This is a genomic window from Komagataeibacter oboediens, assembly GCF_018491655.1.
Lineage (GTDB): Bacteria > Pseudomonadota > Alphaproteobacteria > Acetobacterales > Acetobacteraceae > Komagataeibacter > Komagataeibacter oboediens.
This window is the reverse complement of sequence record NZ_JABLUU010000010.1, coordinates 96,990-116,737: the sequence shown is the minus strand read 5'-3', so window position 1 is coordinate 116,737 and position 19,748 is coordinate 96,990. Positions and strand designations below refer to the sequence as shown.

At 61.8% G+C, this 19,748-nt stretch carries 21 protein-coding genes; 6 read left to right on the top strand and 15 right to left on the bottom strand.

The features are described from left to right. The first annotated feature begins 465 nt into the window (after window positions 1-465). Window positions 466-1,545: a WavE lipopolysaccharide synthesis family protein gene (locus HNO79_RS10165; protein ID WP_244987500.1), complete on the top strand. Its 1,080-nt coding sequence runs from the start codon at window positions 466-468 to the stop codon at window positions 1,543-1,545. Between the two features lie 185 nt (window positions 1,546-1,730). Here HNO79_RS10165 and HNO79_RS10160 read toward each other — a convergent pair whose 3' ends face one another. Next, a complete protein-coding gene (locus HNO79_RS10160; protein ID WP_010514283.1) occupies window positions 1,731-3,173 on the bottom strand; it encodes a sugar porter family MFS transporter in 1,443 nt (480 codons plus the stop codon). Between the two features lie 218 nt (window positions 3,174-3,391). Here HNO79_RS10160 and HNO79_RS10155 point away from each other — a divergent pair, with 218 nt between their 5' ends. Next, complete coding sequence (locus HNO79_RS10155) at window positions 3,392-4,708, top strand: DUF6056 family protein (protein ID WP_244987499.1); 1,317 nt, start codon at window positions 3,392-3,394, stop codon at window positions 4,706-4,708. Window positions 4,709-4,726: 18 nt separating this feature from the next. On the opposite strand, the gene HNO79_RS10150 is transcribed toward HNO79_RS10155, so the two are convergent. After that, complete coding sequence (locus HNO79_RS10150) at window positions 4,727-5,023, bottom strand: hypothetical protein (protein WP_010514281.1); 297 nt, start codon at window positions 5,021-5,023, stop codon at window positions 4,727-4,729. Between the two features lie 183 nt (window positions 5,024-5,206). Between HNO79_RS10150 and HNO79_RS10145 the strand changes: the two genes are divergently transcribed. Beyond that, entirely contained in the window at window positions 5,207-5,395 is a 189-nt protein-coding gene (locus HNO79_RS10145; protein ID WP_010514280.1) for a hypothetical protein, read from the top strand. Window positions 5,396-5,658: 263 nt separating this feature from the next. Here HNO79_RS10145 and HNO79_RS10140 read toward each other — a convergent pair whose 3' ends face one another. The 4 genes from HNO79_RS10140 to HNO79_RS10125 all read right to left on the bottom strand — a co-directional run bounded on the left by HNO79_RS10140 (window position 5,659) and on the right by HNO79_RS10125 (window position 10,361). Next, entirely contained in the window at window positions 5,659-5,955 is a 297-nt protein-coding gene (locus HNO79_RS10140) for a hypothetical protein (protein WP_010514278.1), read from the bottom strand. A gap of 1,111 nt (window positions 5,956-7,066) precedes the next feature. Further along, complete coding sequence (adhP, locus tag HNO79_RS10135) at window positions 7,067-8,101, bottom strand: alcohol dehydrogenase AdhP (protein ID WP_214164801.1); 1,035 nt, start codon at window positions 8,099-8,101, stop codon at window positions 7,067-7,069. Window positions 8,102-8,240: 139 nt separating this feature from the next. Then, window positions 8,241-9,500, bottom strand: coding sequence for a cystathionine beta-lyase (gene metC / locus HNO79_RS10130; protein ID WP_214164802.1), 1,260 nt, complete (start codon window positions 9,498-9,500; stop codon window positions 8,241-8,243). Between the two features lie 12 nt (window positions 9,501-9,512). Next, the gene (locus HNO79_RS10125; protein WP_214164803.1) at window positions 9,513-10,361 is read right to left on the bottom strand and encodes a sulfurtransferase; all 849 of its coding nucleotides are present in this window, start codon (window positions 10,359-10,361) and stop codon (window positions 9,513-9,515) included. 118 nt (window positions 10,362-10,479) lie between these two features. On the opposite strand from HNO79_RS10125, the gene HNO79_RS10120 reads away from it, so the two are divergent. Both HNO79_RS10120 and HNO79_RS10115 read left to right on the top strand, forming a co-directional pair. Continuing rightward, complete coding sequence (locus tag HNO79_RS10120; RefSeq protein WP_010514272.1) at window positions 10,480-11,556, top strand: AI-2E family transporter; 1,077 nt, start codon at window positions 10,480-10,482, stop codon at window positions 11,554-11,556. After that, window positions 11,553-12,251 carry an endonuclease/exonuclease/phosphatase family protein gene (locus HNO79_RS10115; RefSeq protein ID WP_010514271.1) on the top strand — a complete coding sequence of 233 codons (699 nt, stop codon included), beginning with the start codon at window positions 11,553-11,555 and terminating at the stop codon, window positions 12,249-12,251. The genes HNO79_RS10120 and HNO79_RS10115 overlap by 4 nt, the downstream gene beginning before the upstream one ends. A 122-nt stretch (window positions 12,252-12,373) precedes the next feature. Here HNO79_RS10115 and cls read toward each other — a convergent pair whose 3' ends face one another. Further along, complete coding sequence (cls, locus tag HNO79_RS10110) at window positions 12,374-13,792, bottom strand: cardiolipin synthase (RefSeq protein ID WP_029329440.1); 1,419 nt, start codon at window positions 13,790-13,792, stop codon at window positions 12,374-12,376. Between the two features lie 119 nt (window positions 13,793-13,911). Here cls and HNO79_RS10105 point away from each other — a divergent pair, with 119 nt between their 5' ends. Continuing rightward, window positions 13,912-14,310, top strand: coding sequence for a YraN family protein (locus HNO79_RS10105; protein ID WP_374699963.1), 399 nt, complete (start codon window positions 13,912-13,914; stop codon window positions 14,308-14,310). A gap of 15 nt (window positions 14,311-14,325) precedes the next feature. Here the strand turns inward: HNO79_RS10105 and HNO79_RS10100 are convergent, their stop codons facing one another. The 8 genes from HNO79_RS10100 to purC form a co-directional block, all read right to left on the bottom strand. After that, entirely contained in the window at window positions 14,326-14,658 is a 333-nt protein-coding gene (locus HNO79_RS10100; RefSeq protein ID WP_181418181.1) for a hypothetical protein, read from the bottom strand. Window positions 14,659-14,810: 152 nt separating this feature from the next. Further along, window positions 14,811-15,146: a Grx4 family monothiol glutaredoxin gene (gene grxD / locus HNO79_RS10095; protein ID WP_010514266.1), complete on the bottom strand. Its 336-nt coding sequence runs from the start codon at window positions 15,144-15,146 to the stop codon at window positions 14,811-14,813. A 41-nt stretch (window positions 15,147-15,187) separates the two neighbouring features. Continuing rightward, complete coding sequence (locus tag HNO79_RS10090; RefSeq protein ID WP_010514265.1) at window positions 15,188-15,421, bottom strand: BolA family protein; 234 nt, start codon at window positions 15,419-15,421, stop codon at window positions 15,188-15,190. 19 nt (window positions 15,422-15,440) lie between these two features. Next, window positions 15,441-17,651 (bottom strand): phosphoribosylformylglycinamidine synthase subunit PurL, encoded by a 2,211-nt coding sequence (purL, locus tag HNO79_RS10085; protein ID WP_214164804.1) that lies wholly within the window; start codon window positions 17,649-17,651, stop codon window positions 15,441-15,443. Continuing rightward, window positions 17,648-18,352 (bottom strand): phosphoribosylformylglycinamidine synthase subunit PurQ, encoded by a 705-nt coding sequence (gene purQ, locus HNO79_RS10080; RefSeq protein WP_010514263.1) that lies wholly within the window; start codon window positions 18,350-18,352, stop codon window positions 17,648-17,650. Before purQ ends, purL begins: the two co-directional genes overlap by 4 nt. After that, window positions 18,349-18,732, bottom strand: a complete 384-nt coding sequence (locus HNO79_RS10075) for a Rap1a/Tai family immunity protein (RefSeq protein WP_010514262.1) — start codon at window positions 18,730-18,732, stop codon at window positions 18,349-18,351. The genes purQ and HNO79_RS10075 overlap by 4 nt, the downstream gene beginning before the upstream one ends. Further along, a complete protein-coding gene (gene purS, locus HNO79_RS10070) occupies window positions 18,729-18,971 on the bottom strand; it encodes a phosphoribosylformylglycinamidine synthase subunit PurS (protein ID WP_010514261.1) in 243 nt (80 codons plus the stop codon). Before purS ends, HNO79_RS10075 begins: the two co-directional genes overlap by 4 nt. Continuing rightward, the gene (purC, locus tag HNO79_RS10065; RefSeq protein WP_010514260.1) at window positions 18,968-19,732 is read right to left on the bottom strand and encodes a phosphoribosylaminoimidazolesuccinocarboxamide synthase; all 765 of its coding nucleotides are present in this window, start codon (window positions 19,730-19,732) and stop codon (window positions 18,968-18,970) included. The genes purS and purC overlap by 4 nt, the downstream gene beginning before the upstream one ends. Window positions 19,733-19,748: the final 16 nt, after the last annotated feature.

The window sequence follows — 19,748 nt, the reverse complement described above, 5'->3', positions numbered from 1 at the left end:
CACCACGGAACGGGAACCGACTACCGCACTGACGGCGGGATTGTTGAGGTGACCCACCATGGATTACGATGGCAGGATACATGCAAAGGAGATGCCATCAGTCAGTCTACCCGGAAACTGCACCCCACAACACACGATGACCCTGCATGCAGGGTCAAGGCCGGACAGGCCTGACATGTCCGGCGTTCGCGGCAGAAACGGCAGATTTCCGGCTGACGCCGCGGGCAGTTCCATCCCGCAATTTTCGTATATTATAAAAAAACCATCATAATTATACCGAATCATAGGCGCGTAATGATCAGTAAATTGCCGAACAAGAAAGATATTACAGATTCCCTTTCTATTGTTGTTCAGGGCCCTCTGAACAAACGCAACATCATTCAGACAGCCCGGATCATATCAGGCTGGAGAAAGATATTCAGTTCGTGCAGGATCATTTTCGCGATATCCCAGACGGATATCGTCATGTTCGATGGTCCTGGCATTATCTCCGATCCGCGCCTGGTCAAGAAATACAGGGATAACGGCCTGTTTTATGATGCCCTGGAACTGATTGCAGAATGCTGTGACGTGATCACCCTGTCCGGTGCGGCGGTTTCCATGCCCCCGGTCAAACAAGGAATCGGGAATAATCACTGCAACCTGCAGATCGAAGCGGCAAAAGCAGGGCTGGATCATGTCGGCACGGAATATGTTCTAAGAACACGAAATGATATCCTGTTCATTGATGACACATTTATTGATTTTTACATTAAAAACCATGCACTTCCACGGCACCGTTTCGCAGCGCTGAAACAGCGCGTCCTGATTTCCGAATTCTTTACGCTCAATCCCTATACGTTTGAATCCCTGCCTTTCCATTATAGCGACTGGTTCCATTTCGGTCTGACCGAAGACGTCCGCTGCCTATGGGATGTACCGCCATATAATATAATGGACGCAACATATTACGAAAGAAACCCATACCAGAAATCCACCGGCCTTAGGGAAAGAACATTCTTCAGCAGGTATGCGGTGGAGCAGCACCTGTCTTTCACTGTATTCAAAAAGTTCTTCCCGGAATTAACACTGGACTATCATGATGACCGGACATCGATAAAGGAATCAATCGGCGTTCTGGCCGATAACTTTGTGATCGGCGGCCCTGGCGAAATACAGACTTATTTCAAAAAATATAATGACTTGGAAACGGATGAACTTATCCATTCCATATGCATACCGTACAGCCTGTGGACGAAAATCATAAAAAACAATGAGAAAGTCGATTATGAATTTCTCTTTTCCAAAGATATCGCGATAGCCAAAGTAGAATTGATCAATGAAGATGATGAGAAAGGGCTTATCCCCCCAGATGGCATCATCCTCAAAATATTCATTTTTATCCTGCTGAGGATACTGGATAAAGCCAAGCGCAAGAAACTACGCAAAAGCCCAAAGGCGTTTTTCAGGGACTCCCAGTTCGGACCAGTCAGATACATGGGCAAGCTGTATTTCAGATCGACGCGGCCGAACATCGACACAACCGGCGTAAACACCCGGCCATAGCGCCCCTGCCCTGAACGCGTCATGCCATTTCCGGACGGCGGCGCACATGCGCACGACCGTTCGGCCCCATTTCATATCCCTGCATGACATGACGCGGCCATTCGGCATTCCCGTCGCGTCCAGCGTGGCGGCAGGACAGCCGGGACCATTGCCCATCCGGCGTACGGTTTATGTGCGGACGCGCCCTAGCGTCCGATTTCACGCAGGGGGCGACCGGCTTCCAGATGCTGCTCAATCACATCCAGCGGCACGTCGCGGGTTTCGGGCACCAGCGCCAGCGTAAACAGCACGAACACCACGTTCATCACGCTGAACCCGGCAAAAGTCCACCCTGCCCCCGCGACCGCCACGATGCTGAGGAACGTGTTGCTAACCGCCCAGTCCATGCCCCAGTTGGCCAGGGTCGAACATGCAACGCCAAAATCCCGCCCCTCGATCGGCTGGATTTCCGAACACAGGGTCCATACCAGGGGCCCCGCGCCCATGCCAAAGCCCGCCACGAATACCAGCAGGGCCGCCACCAGCGAAAGTACCGCGCCCATGCCCTGCAGGTGCATCCCCTCGATCACGCCCGCAGCCGCCAGCGCGACCGCCATGATGACGCAGCTTGTCACCAGCAGTGGCCTGCGCCCCCAGCGCGAGACCATGAAAATGGCCAGCACGCCCACAACCGCATTGACCGCCCCCACCATGACAGTGGCCCATGCGGCGGCGGAGGTGCCGAAATGCGCGCCTTCCAGAATCTTGGGCGCGTAATACATCACAACATTGATGCCGGTCAGTTGCTGCATGACCTGCAGCCCGATGCCAAGGGCGACGGAGCGCCGGAAAAACGGTCTGGTCCGCAACAGCGCAAAGCCCCCGACCGGCCTGCCCGCCCCCAGTTCACGGCGGATGTTGTCCAGTTCCCGGTCCGCCGTCAGTTCATCGCCGCGCAGGCTGCGCAGGACCCTGCGTGCCTCCTCGAACCGTCCTTTCGCCGCAAGCCATGACGGGCTGGACGGCAGGAACGCGCACCCCATGAACAGCAGCGCCGCCGGGATGACCGGCAGCCCCACCATCAGCCGCCAGTGGCCGCCCCCCGACAGGATGCCCCCCGCCAGATATCCCAGCAGGATGCCCGCCGACTGCAGCATGGAAAAGGTGGACACCATGGTGCCGCGCATGCGCCCCGTGGTCAGTTCCGAAATATACAGCGGCGCGGTGAACGTGCAGATGCCAATGGCCATCCCGATCAGGAACCGCCCCAGCAGGATCTGCCCGATCAGGCCCGCCGTAGCGCACAGAAGCGCCCCCAGCCCGATCAGCAGCGTGGCCGTGCCCAGCGCCAGCCTGCGGCCGAAGCGGCTTGAGAACACCCCCGCCCCGCCCGATCCCAGCAGCGCGCCCACCATCAGCACCGAGACAACCCATTCCTGCGCACGGGCGGAAGCATGGAAATCCTGACCGATAAAACCCAGTGCTTCCGCGATCAGGCCCGTATCCAGCCCCACCAGCAGCCCCGCGCTGGCCGTGGTCAGGGCCGCGCGCACCGCCGGACCATGGCTGCCCGATGGCGGCGGCGATACGGCAGGCCCATCCAGGCCGCCGCGCGAGGAGGAGACGGATTGATCGGCAGGCTGTAACACGTGGCTCTATCCCCTGATCTCCGGCATGATCATGATTGACGGGGCCGGTCAGGCCAAATTCATAGGCGATGCGGCCGAACCGATCCATGATACAACCCCACCCCATGGACGAATTATCGGGACGGTCCGGAACCGACGCCATCATTTTTCCGTAGGACCCGTCCCGGCATGACGGAAACCCGGACCGCAAGGGGCCCCTGTATCCAATGAAACCGCCCATGCACATTTCCCCCCGCACCGAACCCGGCGCACGACTGGGTCTGGCCCTGTGCTTTGCATTCCTGCTGTGGGCCAACTGGATCACACCGCTATGGGCGGATGATTACTGCCGCACCATGCCGTTCAACCCCGCCACCATCGTGCGCATTGTCTGGGGCAATTACAATTTCTGGACGGGGCGGTGGTTCACCACGCTGGTCACATTCGTGGTGCTGGATCTGCGGCCCTATGGGTCACTTGCCGTCTTCGCGGTGGTGAATGCCGGGATCTTCACCTTTCTGGTCCATGTGGTGGTGCATATGTGCCGTGCGGTGGCAGGACAGCCCGCCCCTGCACGCCGGCGCGACGGCGTGGCGCAGCACGTGCTGGTGTTCCTCATGCTGTGGTGGCTGCCGCGCACCATTGCCGAGGTCGCATTATGGAAAACCGGGTCCATTGGCTACCTGTGGCCCGTGACGGGGGAAATGTGGCTGCTGGCGCGGGTCCTGTCCCGCCGCACGGACATGAACATGGCGCAGTATGTGGCCGTATTCCTGATCGCCACGTTCCTTGAACCGCTTTCACTGCTGCTGACACTGGTACTGGCGGGCGCGGCGGTACGCGCATGGCAGCGGGGACAGCGGGTACCATGGCCGCTGGTGTGCAGTCATGCCATGGGCACGCTGGTGCTGGGTATCGCGCCGGGTAACTATGTCCGTCAACGCACCATGGTGCCCAGCCCGCCTGTGGACCGGCTGGACGGGTTGCTGGGCAATCTGGGCAGCCTGTTTGACCTGTTCTGGCTACCATTTGTGGCATTGATCGGCATCGGCCTGTTTCTGGGGCGGCGACAGGTTTCCTGTCCCGCGTGCCTGCGTGCAGGACGCGGGATATGGTTTGCGGGGCTGGCGCTGGCCTATATGGCGCTGCTGCTCATGTTCCCGCGTGAGGCGCTGGCCGCGCGGGTGTCGTTTCCCGCCAGCGTGCTGCTGGTGTGCTATCTGGCCTGCCTGCTGTTCACCTGCCCCATCGGACGGTCCTTCAGCATGGTCATGGCGTCGGGCTGTGCCGGGCTGGTGGTCATGCACATGGCGATCGTGGTGCCCGACCTGACGCGGCTGGCGCGCATAAGCCATGACTGGGTGGCCAGCACGCGCGAACAGGTGGCGCGTGACCAGCCGGTTATCCTGCCCCGCGTCACGATGGGGCCACGACATAAGCTGCTTTATGTGCGCAAGGACATCATTTTCGTGGGCATAAATCCCGATCCGCACAACATGCTGACCATGTGCTTCGCACGCGCCATGGGCGCGTCCACCGTCAGGTCCGAGCCCTGACGGTGGCGGCATAGGTGATTACTGCACGTTGCCGTTGGGCGCGGGCGGCGGCGAAGGCTGCGTGCCCCCTTCGGGCGGGGCGCTGTCCTGCTGCTGGTTTTCACGCGCTTCCTTGCGCGCATGGTGGCGACGCGCCATGCCGGCGGCACATCCTGCCGCTGCCCCGCCCTTGCCATGGCCACTGCCAATAAAATGCCCTGCCACGCCACCGGCGACGGCTCCCTTCACGCAGCCACCCGGTTCCGCATGTGCTGCAAACGGCAGGGCCAGGACGGTTGTGGTGGCAAGGGCCAGAGCGGTACGCCTGAAAAACATATCTTATCCCATCACGTTCATGTTGAAGCCTTTCAACGGCGGATTCCGCCCGGGGTTCCCCCCGTTTCGTTCCGGCGCGGTTTCAAGGGGGGAAACGCGGCGGCAGTCATGCAGGTGCGCCGGTTGCCAGTCGCGATGGCATCTTCCATCCTTTGCCCATCAACCCGATGGGAGAGTGCCACCATGGCCAAAGAACCGACAGACATCATCCACGCCGCCCTGATCCACGCAGCCGCCACCCTGACGGCCGCGAAAAAGGAAGTGATGGAAAAAGCTTCCCCTGATGAAGTGAAGAAGCATTTCAAGACCTTCCTGCACACGCTGGAAGCAGGCTGGCGCGAGCATGAGGCGGGCGATCACCACCATTCCTGATCGCATGGCGTCATAACGCGAAAAGGGGGCGGCACCATCAGGTGTCGCCCCTTTTGTCCTGTAGGGATATTGTATCCCGTTCGCCCCCGATGCGGGTGTGGACAACGACCGGGCCGGTCCGACAGGGCGTCCCGGCACCCGAATGCAGGCGGTTCGGAAGACGCTTTCTCCGACGGGTTTCAGCGGATGCAGCCTTCCCGCAGAAAGGCTGCAGCCAGAACCCTCCGTTCCTTTTCAGTCATCCGGTCGCCCGAAACAGCCTTTTAGCGATGCCCGGTGAAGAACTGGCTCATGTCGCCCTTGGTCTTATGGCCCCAGTTATCCAGTTTCTTGCCGGTCCGGTCGCCCCAGTCCTTGGCGCTGTCGGTTTTCTCGGCTGCCTTTTCATGGGCTTCATGGGCCTTTTCACGGGTCTCGCTGCTGGTTTCATGGGATTTCAGGCGCACTTCACATTCCGCATGATCCGTCACACCGTCGCAGGAATCCGCCAGCGCGGGCGCCAGCATTGCCACGTTCAGCCCGGTTGCGCACAGCCCTGCCAGAATCACCGTTTTTTTCATGATACCCTTACCTGTCTTTCAGTTTCTGCATTATCGACATGCCGACGTGGCCGCGCATGCCCTATCCAGCATAAATAACGCGACCGCGAAGCCGAAGTTTCTTCAGGTCATTTCATTCGGCCATGATAGATAATGATGAAATATTTTTCATATATTAAATTTTAAGAAGTTATATTGAAAATATATATTGGTAACTGTGGGAATATTATAAATATAAATTTAATAAATACACCTGATCACAACCACCCAAACGCTGAAAATAAATGGATATATCTGCGTTTCCTGAATAAAGCCGCCGGGATAGAAATCCATTCCCGATTCAGGCACGACACACTTTCCAGCGCGATGCCTTTCCTTCTTTCTTTTTAAAAATTTACGCAGATATCGCCGTGGGCAGGTATTCATCCATCGTCCATAAATCTGGCGTTTTCAACCGATCCCATCCCCTGAATTTTGTCACGTCCGGTCCGGTTGTTACCGATGGTTTTGGCCACGATCTGGCACATCCCCATGAAAAAGACCGGAATAGCCTGCCGTACGATCCTGACCGTGGCAGAACTGTCATCGGGAATGACTGCTGAAGCGGCGCGGAAGTCCTGGTCAAAAGGAACGTCGTACTTCACGATGCCGCGGTGGTCGTGGTGGGGAGCATCGTGGCGAAAGACGTTTTCGCCTACGTCATACTCAATAGGAACCTGGCCAGAATAATAAGAATGCGGTTCAGGTGACAGGATTATGCGTACCGGGACCTGAACATGCCCGACGGGCGCAATCTACTCGAATTTACGGAAATGTCTGAACCAGAAATGGCCGGGATAACGGAATTCAATCCACCAAAAATAAAATTTTCGACCTGAAGCCGGAACCCGACAGTAAAATAATCAATCTGCCCAAAACATTACTGTCCCGCCTCGGCACTCTTTTACCTCAATACACAACAGCTTTCCATTATACGCCAGACAGGTCCCTGCCCAGCACGGCAATCGCGCAAGCACGACAGGGCGGCATATGCACGCCCCCGCCGCGACAGAACGTGACGGGATACGTCCCCGTTCATGCCCCGCACGATGCCTCACCCTGACAGGACATCAGGGTGACGGCCGTCGCCGTTTCAGGCCCCGTTGCGGAAATCCAGCACGATGCGCCCTTCGACGCGGCCATGCTGAAGGTTGTCGAAAATGGTGTTGATGTTTTCCAGCCTGTCGGGCGTGACCACCGTTGTCACCTTGCCATCAGTAAAGAAGGACATGGCTTCGATCATGTCCAGACGCGTGCCGACAATGGACCCGCGCACGGTCGTGCCGTTCATCACCATGTCAAAGATGGACAGCGGGAAGTCACCGGGCGGCAGGCCGTTCAGCACCACCGTGCCCCCGCGCCGCGCGTAACCCACCGCCTGGCTGAACGCCTTGTCCGACACGGCGGTAACCAGCACGCCATGGGTGCCCCCGGTCTGTTCACGGATATAGGCGACCGGGTCCTGCTTCAGCGCATTGACGGTCACGCGCGCGCCCAGCTTGCGGGCTTCTGCCAGCTTTTCATCGCTGATATCGACCGCCGCCACGTTCAGGCCCATGGCCACGGCATACTGGATGGCCATCTGCCCAAGGCCGCCCGCGCCGGAAATGGCAACCCATTCCCCCGCGCGCGTGTCAGTCATCTTCAGGCCCTTGTACACCGTCAGTCCCGCGCACAGTACGGGTGCGGTCTTGATCGGGTCGATGTCTTTCGGCAGGTGGGCGACGTAATTGGGGTCGGCCACCACGTATTCGGCAAAGCAGCCATTAACGGAATAGCCGGTGTCTTCCTGTTTTTCACACAGGGTTTCCCACCCGCCCAGACAGTGTTCGCAATGCCCGCAGGCCGAATACAGCCAGGGCACGCCCACCACGTCCCCGGTCTTGATCCAGTTGACGTTGCTGCCGACCTCAACCACGTGGCCGATCCCCTCATGCCCCGGAATGAAGGGGGGATTGGGCTTGGTGGGCCAGTCACCGCGGGCGGCGTGCAGGTCGGTGTGGCAGACACCGCAGGCATCGACCTTGACCAGGATCTGGTTGGAGTTGATCTGCGGAATGTCCAGTTCCTCGATCGTCAGCGGCTTGCCGAATTCCCGCACAACCGCAGCCTTCATCTTTCCAGCCATCTTGCACCTTCCGTTCCGATGTCATGACCCCGGCAAGGGAGCCACCGTTACCTGCGCCACCCGCCCGGCCGGCATGGCCGGACGGGGGCATGAATGGGGGGAGTGTTTCACCCCTGCCCCGTTGCAGCCTTGATCTACGTCAGCCTGTCCCCCGCACTGCGCGGGCGGCAGACATGCCATCCAGCCCCCGCGCCAGATCGGCCGCCAGCGCTGCGCCATCTTCCAGCCCGATATGCAGCCGACAGGCCGGCCCTTCGGCCGTAACCGACGGGCATGAGCGCGAAATCCCGCCCGAGGTGGGCAGCACAAGGCTTTCATAACCGCCCCATGACGCACCAATGCCAAAATGCGACAGGCCATCGATCATGGCGGTCATGTCCGCCTGCGTGAAGGCGGGATCGAACACCACGCCAAACAGCGACGACGCGCCACTGAAATCACGCGCCCAGTATTCATGCCCCGGGCATGACGGCAGGGCGGGATGCAGCACGCGACTGACTTCCGGCCGGGACTGCAACCACATTGCCACCCCCAGCGCGGTGGCCGCCTGACGTTCCTGGCGCGCGCCCATGGTGCGCAGGCCGCGCAGCGTCAGCCAGCAGTCATCCGGCCCAGCCGTCTGCCCTGCCTGTATCGCGGTATCGCGCAATGGCCGCCAGTCCGCATCGGATGCCACGGTCACCGCGCCGATAATGGTGTCGGAATGGCCCGCGGCATATTTGGTCAGCGCCTGCACCGACACATGCGCCCCGTGCGCGAACGGGTTGAACAGGCCGATCCCCCACGTGTTGTCCACCACCAGCCGTGCCCCCGCGCGCGCGGCCAGGCGGCCCATCATGGGAATATCCTGCACCTCGAACGAATGGCTGCCGGGACTTTCGGCAAAGATCAGACGGGTATTGGGCTGCACCAGGGCCTGAAGGTCGCCCTCGGTCGCCATGGGGGGGAAATAGGTGACCTCCACCCCAAATCGGCGCAGCACCCTGTCGGCAAAACGCCGGGTGGGACCATAGACGGAATCCGACAGCAGGCAGTGATCCCCCGCCCCCAGATAGGCCAGCAGCGGCAGCGTGCACGCCGCCAGCCCCGATGGCACGACCTGCGCCTGCGTGCCGCCTTCGATTTCGGCAATGACCGCTTCCAGCCGGTGCTGGATGGGCGATCCCATGGCGCCGTAGATCAGTTCCGGCCCATAGCGGCCATGCCCCGCGCGGTCCATGGCTTCAAGGCTGGAAAACAGCACGGTGGAACCGCGCTCGGCGGCGGGATTGACGAATACGCCCCTGTCCCCCTCCGGCCGGTCGCGCCCAAGCTGGACAAGCCGCGTGGACATGTCGCGCCAGCCGCGTGTGACGCGTTCAAGCAGGTCGGGCGGCACCAGCGCCATGGGATCGGTCATGTCGTCCGCCCCTTATGCGCCACACACGATGGGCGAGTCAGGCGTGGACGCCCATTCCGCCCATGACCCGTCATAGACCGCGGGTTCCCCCGCACCCGCCCCGATGCTGACCAGCGCCAGCGCAATCATGCACGCGGTCATGCCACTGCCGCATGAACAGGTGACGGCGGTAGTGTCGGTCACGCCAAGTCCCGCAAATTTCTCTTTCAGCGTAGCAGCGGGCAGGAAGCGGCCATTATCGTCCAGCAGTTCGGTATAGGGCAGGCTGCGGGCTCCGGGCATGTGGCCCGATTCAATCCCGGCGCGCGGTTCGGGATCGCGCCCTTCGAACCGGCCCCGGCTGCGCGCGTCAAGAATCAGTCCCGGCAGGCGGCCGTGCACGATGTCCAGCACGTCCCCCGTGCCATGCAGGCGGTCATAGCGCGGACGGCTGACAAACGGCGCGGGGGCGGCAAGATCCGGCCCGCTTTCCAGTGGCAGGCCAGCACTTTTCCATGCCGCCAGCCCCCCTTCGAGCACCTGCACCCGTTCATGACCGAACAGGCGTGTCAGCCACCATGCCCGCGCGGCACAGGCCATGCCGTCCTGATCATAGAACACGATGCGTTTCGTATTGGCCATGCCCCGTTCCGTCGCCAGCCGGGCAAAGCGGGCCTGACCGGGAATGGTGTGCGGCAGGGGGGAATCCGGATCGGAGAAGGTATCGATGTCAAAGCGCACGGCGCCGGCGATATGGGCATTGGCAAAACGCTGCTGCGGGTCAAAGGCCTGCCCCGGCAGTGCCATGGAGGCATCAAGCACAAGGATGTCGCCCTGTTGGATGGCCTGTGCCAGATCACTGGCTGAGATCAGCGGATGCATACCTTCTCCCGGTCTTTAGGAATTGCGTGTCGCACAATAAGGTGCAGCATACGGCACGGGAACGAAAGTCCTGAACATTTGTCTTTCGTTTAATGGCAGGAGGGGATACGCCACCGCTATGGTCGAACGTATCATGATGGGACTGATGCTGGGGGGGATCGCATTCGGCTGCGTCCTGATCCTGTATCCGTTCCTTACCGCCCTGCTGTGGGCTGCGATCCTGACCTTTTCCACATGGCCGGTATTCATGCGGCTGCGGCGGCACATGTCGCTGCTGCCCGCGGCCCTGATCATGACGGTGCTGTGCGCGCTGGTGCTGGTGGTGCCGCTGGCGGTGGTGGTATCCAGCAGCATTGCCGACGTTCCGGCCACCCTGCAGTACGTGGTGGACACCGTGGGCACGCTGCACCTGCCGCAACTGCCAGCGCGCATTGCGCATATCCCGCATTTTGGCCCCGAAATTGTTGAAAAATGGCAGAAATGGTCGGTTGATGTCGGCAGCATAGACCAGATCGTGCGCCCCTATGCCGGACGGATCGGGCAATCGATCCTCAGCGCCATGATGCAGCTGGCCAGCGGGCTGGCGCATCTGGCCATGGCGCTGTTCATCTCCTTCTTCTTCTGGCTGGGGGGGGACGCGCTGGGCAACACCTTCGTGGCCGTGGTGCGGCGGATCGCGGGCGTGTATGCCGAACGGATCCTGCGCATCGTGGGCCGGACCATCCGGGGCACGGTGTACGGCATCCTTGGCACTGCCATCATACAGGGCATCCTGACGTGCATCGGCTTTGCCATTGCGGGTATTTCCAGCCCCGTGCTGCTGGGCGCGGTCACCGCCTTTGTCGCGGTGCTGCCCATCGGCGCGCCGCTGATCTGGATTCCCGCCGCCGTGTTCCTGCTGCTGACCCACCATCCCGGCTGGGGCATTTTCCTGCTGCTGTATGGCACGATCATCGTATCCGGGGCAGACCACATCATCCGTCCCATGTTCATTGCGCGTGGCGCGCAGATGCCCTACCTGCTGACGGTGCTGGGCGTGCTGGGGGGTGTCCTGACATTCGGGGGGCTGGGAATTTTCCTTGGCCCCGTCCTGATTGGCGTGGGCTATACCCTGACTGCCGAATTCGCCGCGGGCGATCCCCGGTCGAAGGACCCCATCCCTGACGAAATACGCGAGCCGTTTATCGAACCATGACCCTAGCCCGCCCCTATCTTCGCCTGCCCTCCATCCAGCCACGCCATGGCTCGCCACCGCAGATGGACCTGACCCCGCCCGACCGCGAGGGCGAGGCGATCAAGATCGTCAGCTGGAACCTGCTGCGCCGCATCGGGGCGACGGTCCGCGACGTAATCGACCTGATCCGCACCGAACGGCCGGACCTTATGCTGATGCAGGAAGCAACGGTGGAAATCGACACCCTGCCCACCCTGATCGGCGGGCATTACGCGCGTTCCCCCCTGCCCGGCCGCATACACGGGCTGGCGTGCTGGAGCCCATGGCCCTATCGCCGCGAACCGCTGACCTGCACCCTGCCCGCCGGCACACTGATCCGCCGCGTGGCGCAGATCGTGGATTGCGGGACGGTAACGGTGGCCAACGTCCACCTGTCGCACGGGCAGCTGCTCAACCGCCGGCAGTTGCGCCGGGTGGTGCAGATCCTGCCGCATCAGGCCGCCATCCTGGGGGATTTCAATCAGGTCGGTCCCGCCCTGATCCGCCATTTCCATGACGTGGGGCCACGCGCGCCGACGCACCGCATGGCCGACATGCTGCCCATCCGGCTGGACCGCTGCCTTGTCCGCGGCCTGACCTGTGTCGAACGCCATGTAATCGAGAATTACGCATCCGACCACCGACCCATCTCGGTCCTGCTGAAGCCCACGCGCTAGTCCCGTTACCCATTGTCCGGACAGACAGAGGGGTCTGGTGACGCTTGGTTCAGGGATATTCGGGAAACGCCGCCTCTTGAAAAACGGCGGCCCCCAGAAACCTCTGTTTCATCAGTGGTTTCCTACAGATAGGGCAGGAGCAGCCGTGCCGCCGCGTCACGCATCTTGCGCGGAAAGGACCGGCGATCAAGGTCATGATGCGTCATGCGCACATGGCGGTGGGTGGCAATGAACCCATCAATCATGGTCGCCAGCGCGTCGTCATAGATTTCGAGGTTGATTTCAAAGTTCAGCCGCAGGCTGCGCACATCCAGGTTGGAACTGCCCACGAATGACCAGTGCCGGTCCACCACCATCAGCTTGGAATGGTTGAACGGCGGCCGCGCCAGCCAGATCCGGCACCCGGAATCCAGAAAACGCGGCAGGTTGGCTGCCCGCGCCCAGTCCAGCAGGGTATGGTTGCTGTGCCACGGCACGACGATATCCACCTCGATCCCCCGCATGGACGCAAGGGCCAGCGCGGTCAGAAACCGGTCATCGGGCAGGAAATACGGCGTCATGATCCGGATGCTGCGCTGCGCCAGCGTAAAGGCCTGCAGCATGGTGTATTCGATCTTTTCCAGATCCATATCCGGCCCGGCGGTGACGATGCGGCTCAGGCTGGGGCCGTGGCTGTCCTGCCGGGGAAAGTAGATGTCCGCCGTCAGTTCCTCGCCACAGGTAAAGGCCCAATCACGCGCGAACGCCTCGCTCAACTGATGGACGACCGGGCCATTCAGTTCGAAATGCGTATCCGATACCGGGTGCCGGGGGCGGGAGGCGGCGATGTTTTCCTCACCAATGTTCAGGCCGCCCATGAACCCGGTCAGCCCGTCCACCACCAGTATTTTCTTGTGGTCACGCATGTTGATGAACGGCATGCGCCACGGCAGCATGGAATGCATGAACCGCCCCACCGGCACACCCGCATGGTGCAGGATCCGCCCCACGCCACAATTGAAATATCCCGACCCGACGCCATCAACCAGCACGCGCACCTGCGCGCCCCGCTTATGGGCCGCGATCAGCGCATCGCAGAACTGCCGCCCAATGCGGTCATCGCGAAAGATGTAGGAACACATCAGCACGCTGTGCCGCGCATTATTTATGGCCGCCAGCATGCGGGGATAGACGCTGTCGCCATCATGCATGGGGGTTACCGCATTGCCCCCCAGCAGCGGCCGCCCGGTCAGTTTCCCGGCCATGGAGGCAAGCGGCGCGAACGTCCCGGTTTCCTCCCTGCGCCATTGCGATGACGTGGTGCGGCTGCGCCACGGGTGCTGCCCCGCCATGCGCCGCGCCCGCCGGTGCACACGGTTGATGCCGAACATGGAATACAGCACGCCGCCCGTCAGCGGCATGAGCACGGTCACCCCGATCCAGCCGATGGACGCCCCGACATCCCGCTTGGTCAGCAGCACATGCACCACCACCACCACGATAATGGACACGCGCACCAGCAGCAGGCAAATATCCCATATGGTCAGGAAATGAAAAATCATGTCGCGCATCCCGTTCCGGCGCACGGTACCGGTCCATGCCCGGACCGCCCGGTCAGGCCGCCTGCTATATCCTACCCATCGCGTTTTACATACCCATGACGCCACAGGAAAAACAAAGCATGACACAGCAGGACGCCCGCCCCGCACAAACGGGCCGGCAGCGGCGCGGCAGGCGCGCTTTTAGCGATGGCATGGCGGCGGAACGGCTGGCAATTGCGGACCTGCAGGCCCGTGGCTGGCAGGTCCTGCTGCACCGTGCGCGCACCCGGTGGGGCGAGGTGGATATCGTGGCGCTGCGCGCAGGATGCCTGATGTTCGCGGAGATCAAGGCCCGGCCCTCCCTGCTGGCGGCAGGGGAAGCCATTCGCCCGTCACAGGTGGCGCGGATCATGAACGCAGCGCAGTTCTTATGCGCGGCCAACCCGGACTGGGCCTATGACAGCATCCGCTTCGATGTCGGCGCGGTGCTGCCGGGCAATGTCGTGGAATGGATACCCGATGCCTTCAGGCAGTACTGACGGCACGGCAGGATATCAGGTACGGTGCCGGGCGGCCGTGGGGTGAATGTGGTGGGTAACAGTGCCATGCGGATGATAGACGATGGTGTGGACCATCGTATGCCGCGTATGCGCAGCGGAACTGTGGTTTGCCGCCATCACCACCGGGGCGGCATGACCACCCGCGCGACGGTGATAGGTCACATGCCGGACGGGCGGCGGCGGCGCGATAAGTGCGCCAAGTGTCAGGCGGTCCGCTTCACTGTCCGTCACGGCGTGGGTGCGGGCGTGGGCGGGTGTCACGATGCTGCCAACAAGACCTGCGCCAAGCAGTAGCATTGTAGCAAAACGCAAGTCACTGTAGCGCATCAGGCCCCCTTGTTTTTCAAACCTGGATGAAGCTAGGCGAAAGCACGGGCATGACGCAAGTGATGTTCGGTATAAAATTGGGTATAAAAAGAACGGGCGGAACATTTCTGTCCCGCCCGTCCCGATCGGCGCACCATGGGCGCGTGGCGCAATCAGGCCGCGGCCGTGACGATGCCCTTTTCCGTCAGCAGCTTCTGCAGCTCACCGGTCTGGTACATTTCCGTCACGATGTCACAGCCACCGATGAATTCGCCCTTGATGTAGAGCTGCGGCACCGTGGGCCAGTTGGAGAAGTCCTTGATCCCCTGACGCAGTTCGGGATCGGCCAGCACGTTTTCGGTCTTGAACGGCACGCCAAGGTGCTTGAGCACCTGCACCACGCGCGCGGAGAAGCCGCACTGCGGGAAATTGGCGTCACCCTTCATGTACAGCATGACGGGATTGGCGTCGATCTGCGCCTGGATGCGCTGTGCGATTGTTTCAGCCATGTTTTCGTTTCCTGCTTTGGGGGTAAGGATATCGCGTAAGGTCAGTCGGGCGTCTGTGTCTGCAGCGCCAGGGCGTGCAGCTTGCCGCCCATATGCCCCTGCAGCGCGTTATAGACCAACTGGTGCTGCCGCACGCGCGGAAGGCCACGGAAGGCCTCGCTCACGACACGGCAGGCATAGTGGTCGCCATCGCCTGCCAGATCATCAATCGTAATCTTCGCGTCAGGCAGGGCTTCGCGGATATAGGTTTCGATTTCCTGTGCCGTCATTGCCATCTGGCTTAAAACTCCTGCCCTATCGGTCCATCAGTCGCGGAAAGAATTCGGAATGCACCGCGAGCAGACGTGCCTTGGATATTGTGGAACCACTGGGCAATGTCAAACCCTGCCCGCCAGAACGGCCAAGTTTGCGACATGGCACCCCCGCCTGTTCCGCAAGGGTCGCCAGCGCCTGCCCGTCACGTACGGCCACGACATAGCGTGACTGGTCCTCGCCGAACCAGAAGGCTTCGGGCCGCATGCCCGACTGCGGCGCGCCCAGAACGCATCCCGCCTGCCCCGCCATGACCATTTCGGCCACCGCCACCAGCACGCCGCCATCGGCCACGTCGTGGCAGGCGATGACGATGCCGTTCTGGATCAGGCCGCGTACGAAATCGCCATTGCGCCGTTCGGCGGCCAGGTCGAGTTCCGGCGGCTCACCATCCTGCGCGCCAAGAATTTCACGCAGCCAGATCGACTGGCCAAGCTGGCCCTTCGTCTCGCCCAGCAGCATGATGTCGCACTCATCGGGCATTTCCAGCCCGACCGCCGTGCGCACGTCCTCCAGCACGCCAAGGCCACCAATGGCGGGCGTAGGCAGGATGGACTGCGACGTGCCATCCGGCGCGCGGGTTTCATTGTACAGCGAGACATTGCCACTGACGACCGGGAAGTCCAGCGCGCGGCAGGCCTCCCCCATGCCCGCGATGGCATCGACGAACTGGCCCATCACCTCCGGCTTTTCAGGCGAGCCGAAGTTCAGGTTATCCGTCACCGCCAGCGGGCGTGCGCCGGTCGCGGTAATGTTGCGCCAGGCTTCGGCCACGGCCTGCGCGCCGCCCAGCTTCGCATTCGCGCGGCAGTAGCGTGGCGTGCAGTCGGTGGTCAGGGCAAGACCGATTTGCGTATCCTCAACCTTGACGATCGCGGCATCGGCCGCACCCGGCCTGCGGACCGTCTGGCCGCCCACCGTGCTGTCATACTGGTTGTACACCCATGCGCGCGACGCCAGGTCGGGGCAGCCGATCAGCCGGATCAGTGCCTGTTCCACGCCAACGGGGTCGATGATCTGCTCCATCGGCTGCGGCTTCAGCGCGGGCGCGGTCGGGCGGTGATAGACCGGGGCCTGATCCGCCAGCGGGGCCAGCGGAATGTCGGCCTCGACCTCCCCGTTGTGGCGGATCACGATGTTGCCGGTATCGGTCAGATGCCCGATGACGGCAAAATCCAGTTCCCACTTGTCAAAAATGGCACGGGCCTGTTCCGTGCGGTCGGGGCGCAGCACGATCAGCATGCGTTCCTGACTTTCGGACAGCATCATTTCATACGCCGTCATGCCACGTTCGCGCTGCGGCACGTGGTCAAGGTCGAGGTCGATGCCAACGCCGCCCTTGCCCGCCATTTCAACGGACGATGACGTAAGCCCCGCCGCCCCCATGTCCTGAATGGCCACGATGGCATCCGTCGCCATCAGTTCCAGACAGGCCTCGATCAGCAGCTTTTCAACAAACGGATCCCCCACCTGCACGGTCGGGCGCTTGGCCAGCGCATCCTCGTCAAACTCCGACGACGACATGGTGGCCCCATGGATGCCGTCGCGCCCGGTTTTGGACCCGACATAGATGACCGGATTGCCAACACCTGCGGCAGCCGACAGGAAGATGCGGTCCTGCCGCGCCACGCCAACCGTCATGGCGTTGACCAGCGGGTTGCCGTCATATGCGGGGTGAAAATTGATCTCGCCGCCCACCGTGGGCACGCCCACGCAGTTGCCGTAACCGCCCACGCCGCGCACCACGCCATCCACGATGCGGCGGGTCTGCGGGTTGTTCGGGTCGCCAAAACGCAGGGCATTGAGGTTGGCGACAGGACGCGCGCCCATGGTGAACACATCGCGCAGGATGCCGCCCACGCCAGTGGCCGCGCCCTGATAGGGTTCAATGAAGGAAGGGTGGTTGTGGCTTTCCATCTTGAAGATGGCGGCCAGCCCCTGCCCGATATCGACCACGCCCGCGTTCTCGCCGGGGCCATGGATGACCCAGGGGGCCTTCGTCGGCAGGGTCTTCAGGAACGCGCGCGACGATTTGTACGAGCAGTGTTCCGACCACATGACCGAAAAGATGCCCAGTTCCGTGAATGTGGGCGTGCGGCCCATGATGGACAGGACATTGCCGTATTCTTCCGCCGTCAGGCCGAATTCGCGCGCCAGTGCCTCATCAACGGGGCGGGATACCTTTGCACTCATCCGACCAGAGCCTCCACAAGTCCCGTAAACAGGGGTTTACCATCCTCGCCACCCATCAGCGGATCAACCAGATCCTCCGGGTGGGGCATCATGCCGCATACGCGCAGGTTTTCGCTGAACACACCGGCAATGGCGTGCATCGACCCGTTGGGGTTGATCTGCGGGTCGCCTTCGTCCATGCGGCCATCTTCGGCCACGTAACGGAAGGCCACGCGGTTCGTGTCTTCCAGCATGCGGATGGTGTCGGCGCTGGCGATGTAATTGCCGTCCCCATGCGCCATGGGGGTGCGGAACACGTCGCCCTTCGCCCAGTGGCGGGTAAACGGTGTATCATTGCGCTCAACACGCAGGAAACAGTCCTGCGACAGGAAGCGCAGTGCCGCGTTGCGCAGCAGCGCACCGGGCAGGAGCTGCGCTTCGGTCAGGATCTGGAACCCGTTGCACACGCCCAGGACATGGCCGCCTTTCGCCGCGAATTCACGGATGGCCGCCATGACCGGCGCATGCGCCGCCATCGCGCCACAGCGCAGGTAATCGCCATAGCTGAAGCCACCGGGCAGCACCACAAGGTCGGTGCCCGCGGGCAGCGCGTCCTCGCGGTGCCACACCATGGCCGGTGCGTGTCCCGTCACGCCACGCAGGGCGATGGCCATGTCACGTTCGCGGTTGGTGCCGGGGAAGACTACGATCGCCGCCTTCATTTGCTGCCGCCGCAGGGATAGGTTTCATGCAGCGCGGTGAACACGACCTCCCCCGCCGGGCGGGACAGCCCGTCGCGGTGATCCTTCATCCAGCCAACAACCTTGCCACGTATGTCCGCCGTGGCAGCGGCCGGGGCGATGCAGAAGGCCGCGACGTCCTTGGTATCCTTTTCGGCATTACGCTCGAACAGGTGGTCAAGCGCGCCCGCATCGGCCACGCCTGAGATGTAGGCGTCACAGATGCCGGTCCCCGTGGGCTTGGTGCACAGCGAACCAAGCTGCTCTCCCGTCAGGCGCGAGACACGCTGGGCGGACGCATGGGCTGCCGGCAGGGCCACGGCCATGACGCAGCCAAGGGCAAGAAGGCGGGCGATCTTCATCCGACAACCTCCGTCGTGAAGTCCTCGATCACAAGATTGGCCAGCAGCGCGCGCGCCATGGCATCGGCCTGCGCGCGGGCGCGTTCGCGGTCGGTTTCGTCAATGTCCAGTTCGATGACACGTCCGATGCGGACTTCACCCACATTCGAAAAATCCAGCACGTGCAGGGCGTGTTCCACCGCCTTGCCCTGCGGGTCGAGCACGCCTTCCTTCAGCATGACGGTCACACGCACCTTCATTGCATTACCTCCGGTCCCTTCATGTCGGAATTCGTGGCCTCGGGCAGGATACCCAGGCGCATCGCGACTTCCTGATATGCTTCCTCAACCCTGCCCATGTCCTTGCGGAAACGGTCCTTATCCAGCTTCTCGCTGGTCTTGGCATCCCACAGGCGGCAGTTATCGGGCGAGATTTCATCCGCCAGCACGATGCGCATGTTATCGCCTTCGAACAGGCGGCCGAATTCCAGCTTGAAATCCACCAGTATGATGCCGATGCCCATGAACAGGCCGCACAGGAAGTCGTTCACGCGCATGCTCAGCGACACGATGTCTTCCATGTCATGCGGGCAGGCCCAGCCGAAGGCAGTGATGTGTTCCTCACTCACCATCGGATCGCCCAGGGCGTCGTTCTTGTAATAGAATTCGATGATCGGGCGCGGCAGGCGCGTGCCTTCCTGAATGCCCAGCCGCTTGGTCAGGGATCCCGCGGCAACGTTGCGCACCACGACTTCCAGCGGAATGATCTCCACTTCACGGATCAGCTGCTCGCGCATGTTCAGGCGGCGGATGAAATGGGTGGGGATCCCGATATCGTGCAGCCGCAGCATGAGGTGTTCGCTGATACGGTTGTTCAGCACTCCCTTGCCGGTAATGATGCCCTTTTTCGCGCCGTTCCCGGCGCTGGCGTCATCCTTGAAATACTGCACGAGGGTGCCCGGCTCGGGCCCCTCGAAAAGGATCTTGGCTTTTCCTTCGTAAAGCTGACGGCGGCGGCCCATACTCGTCCTTCACATA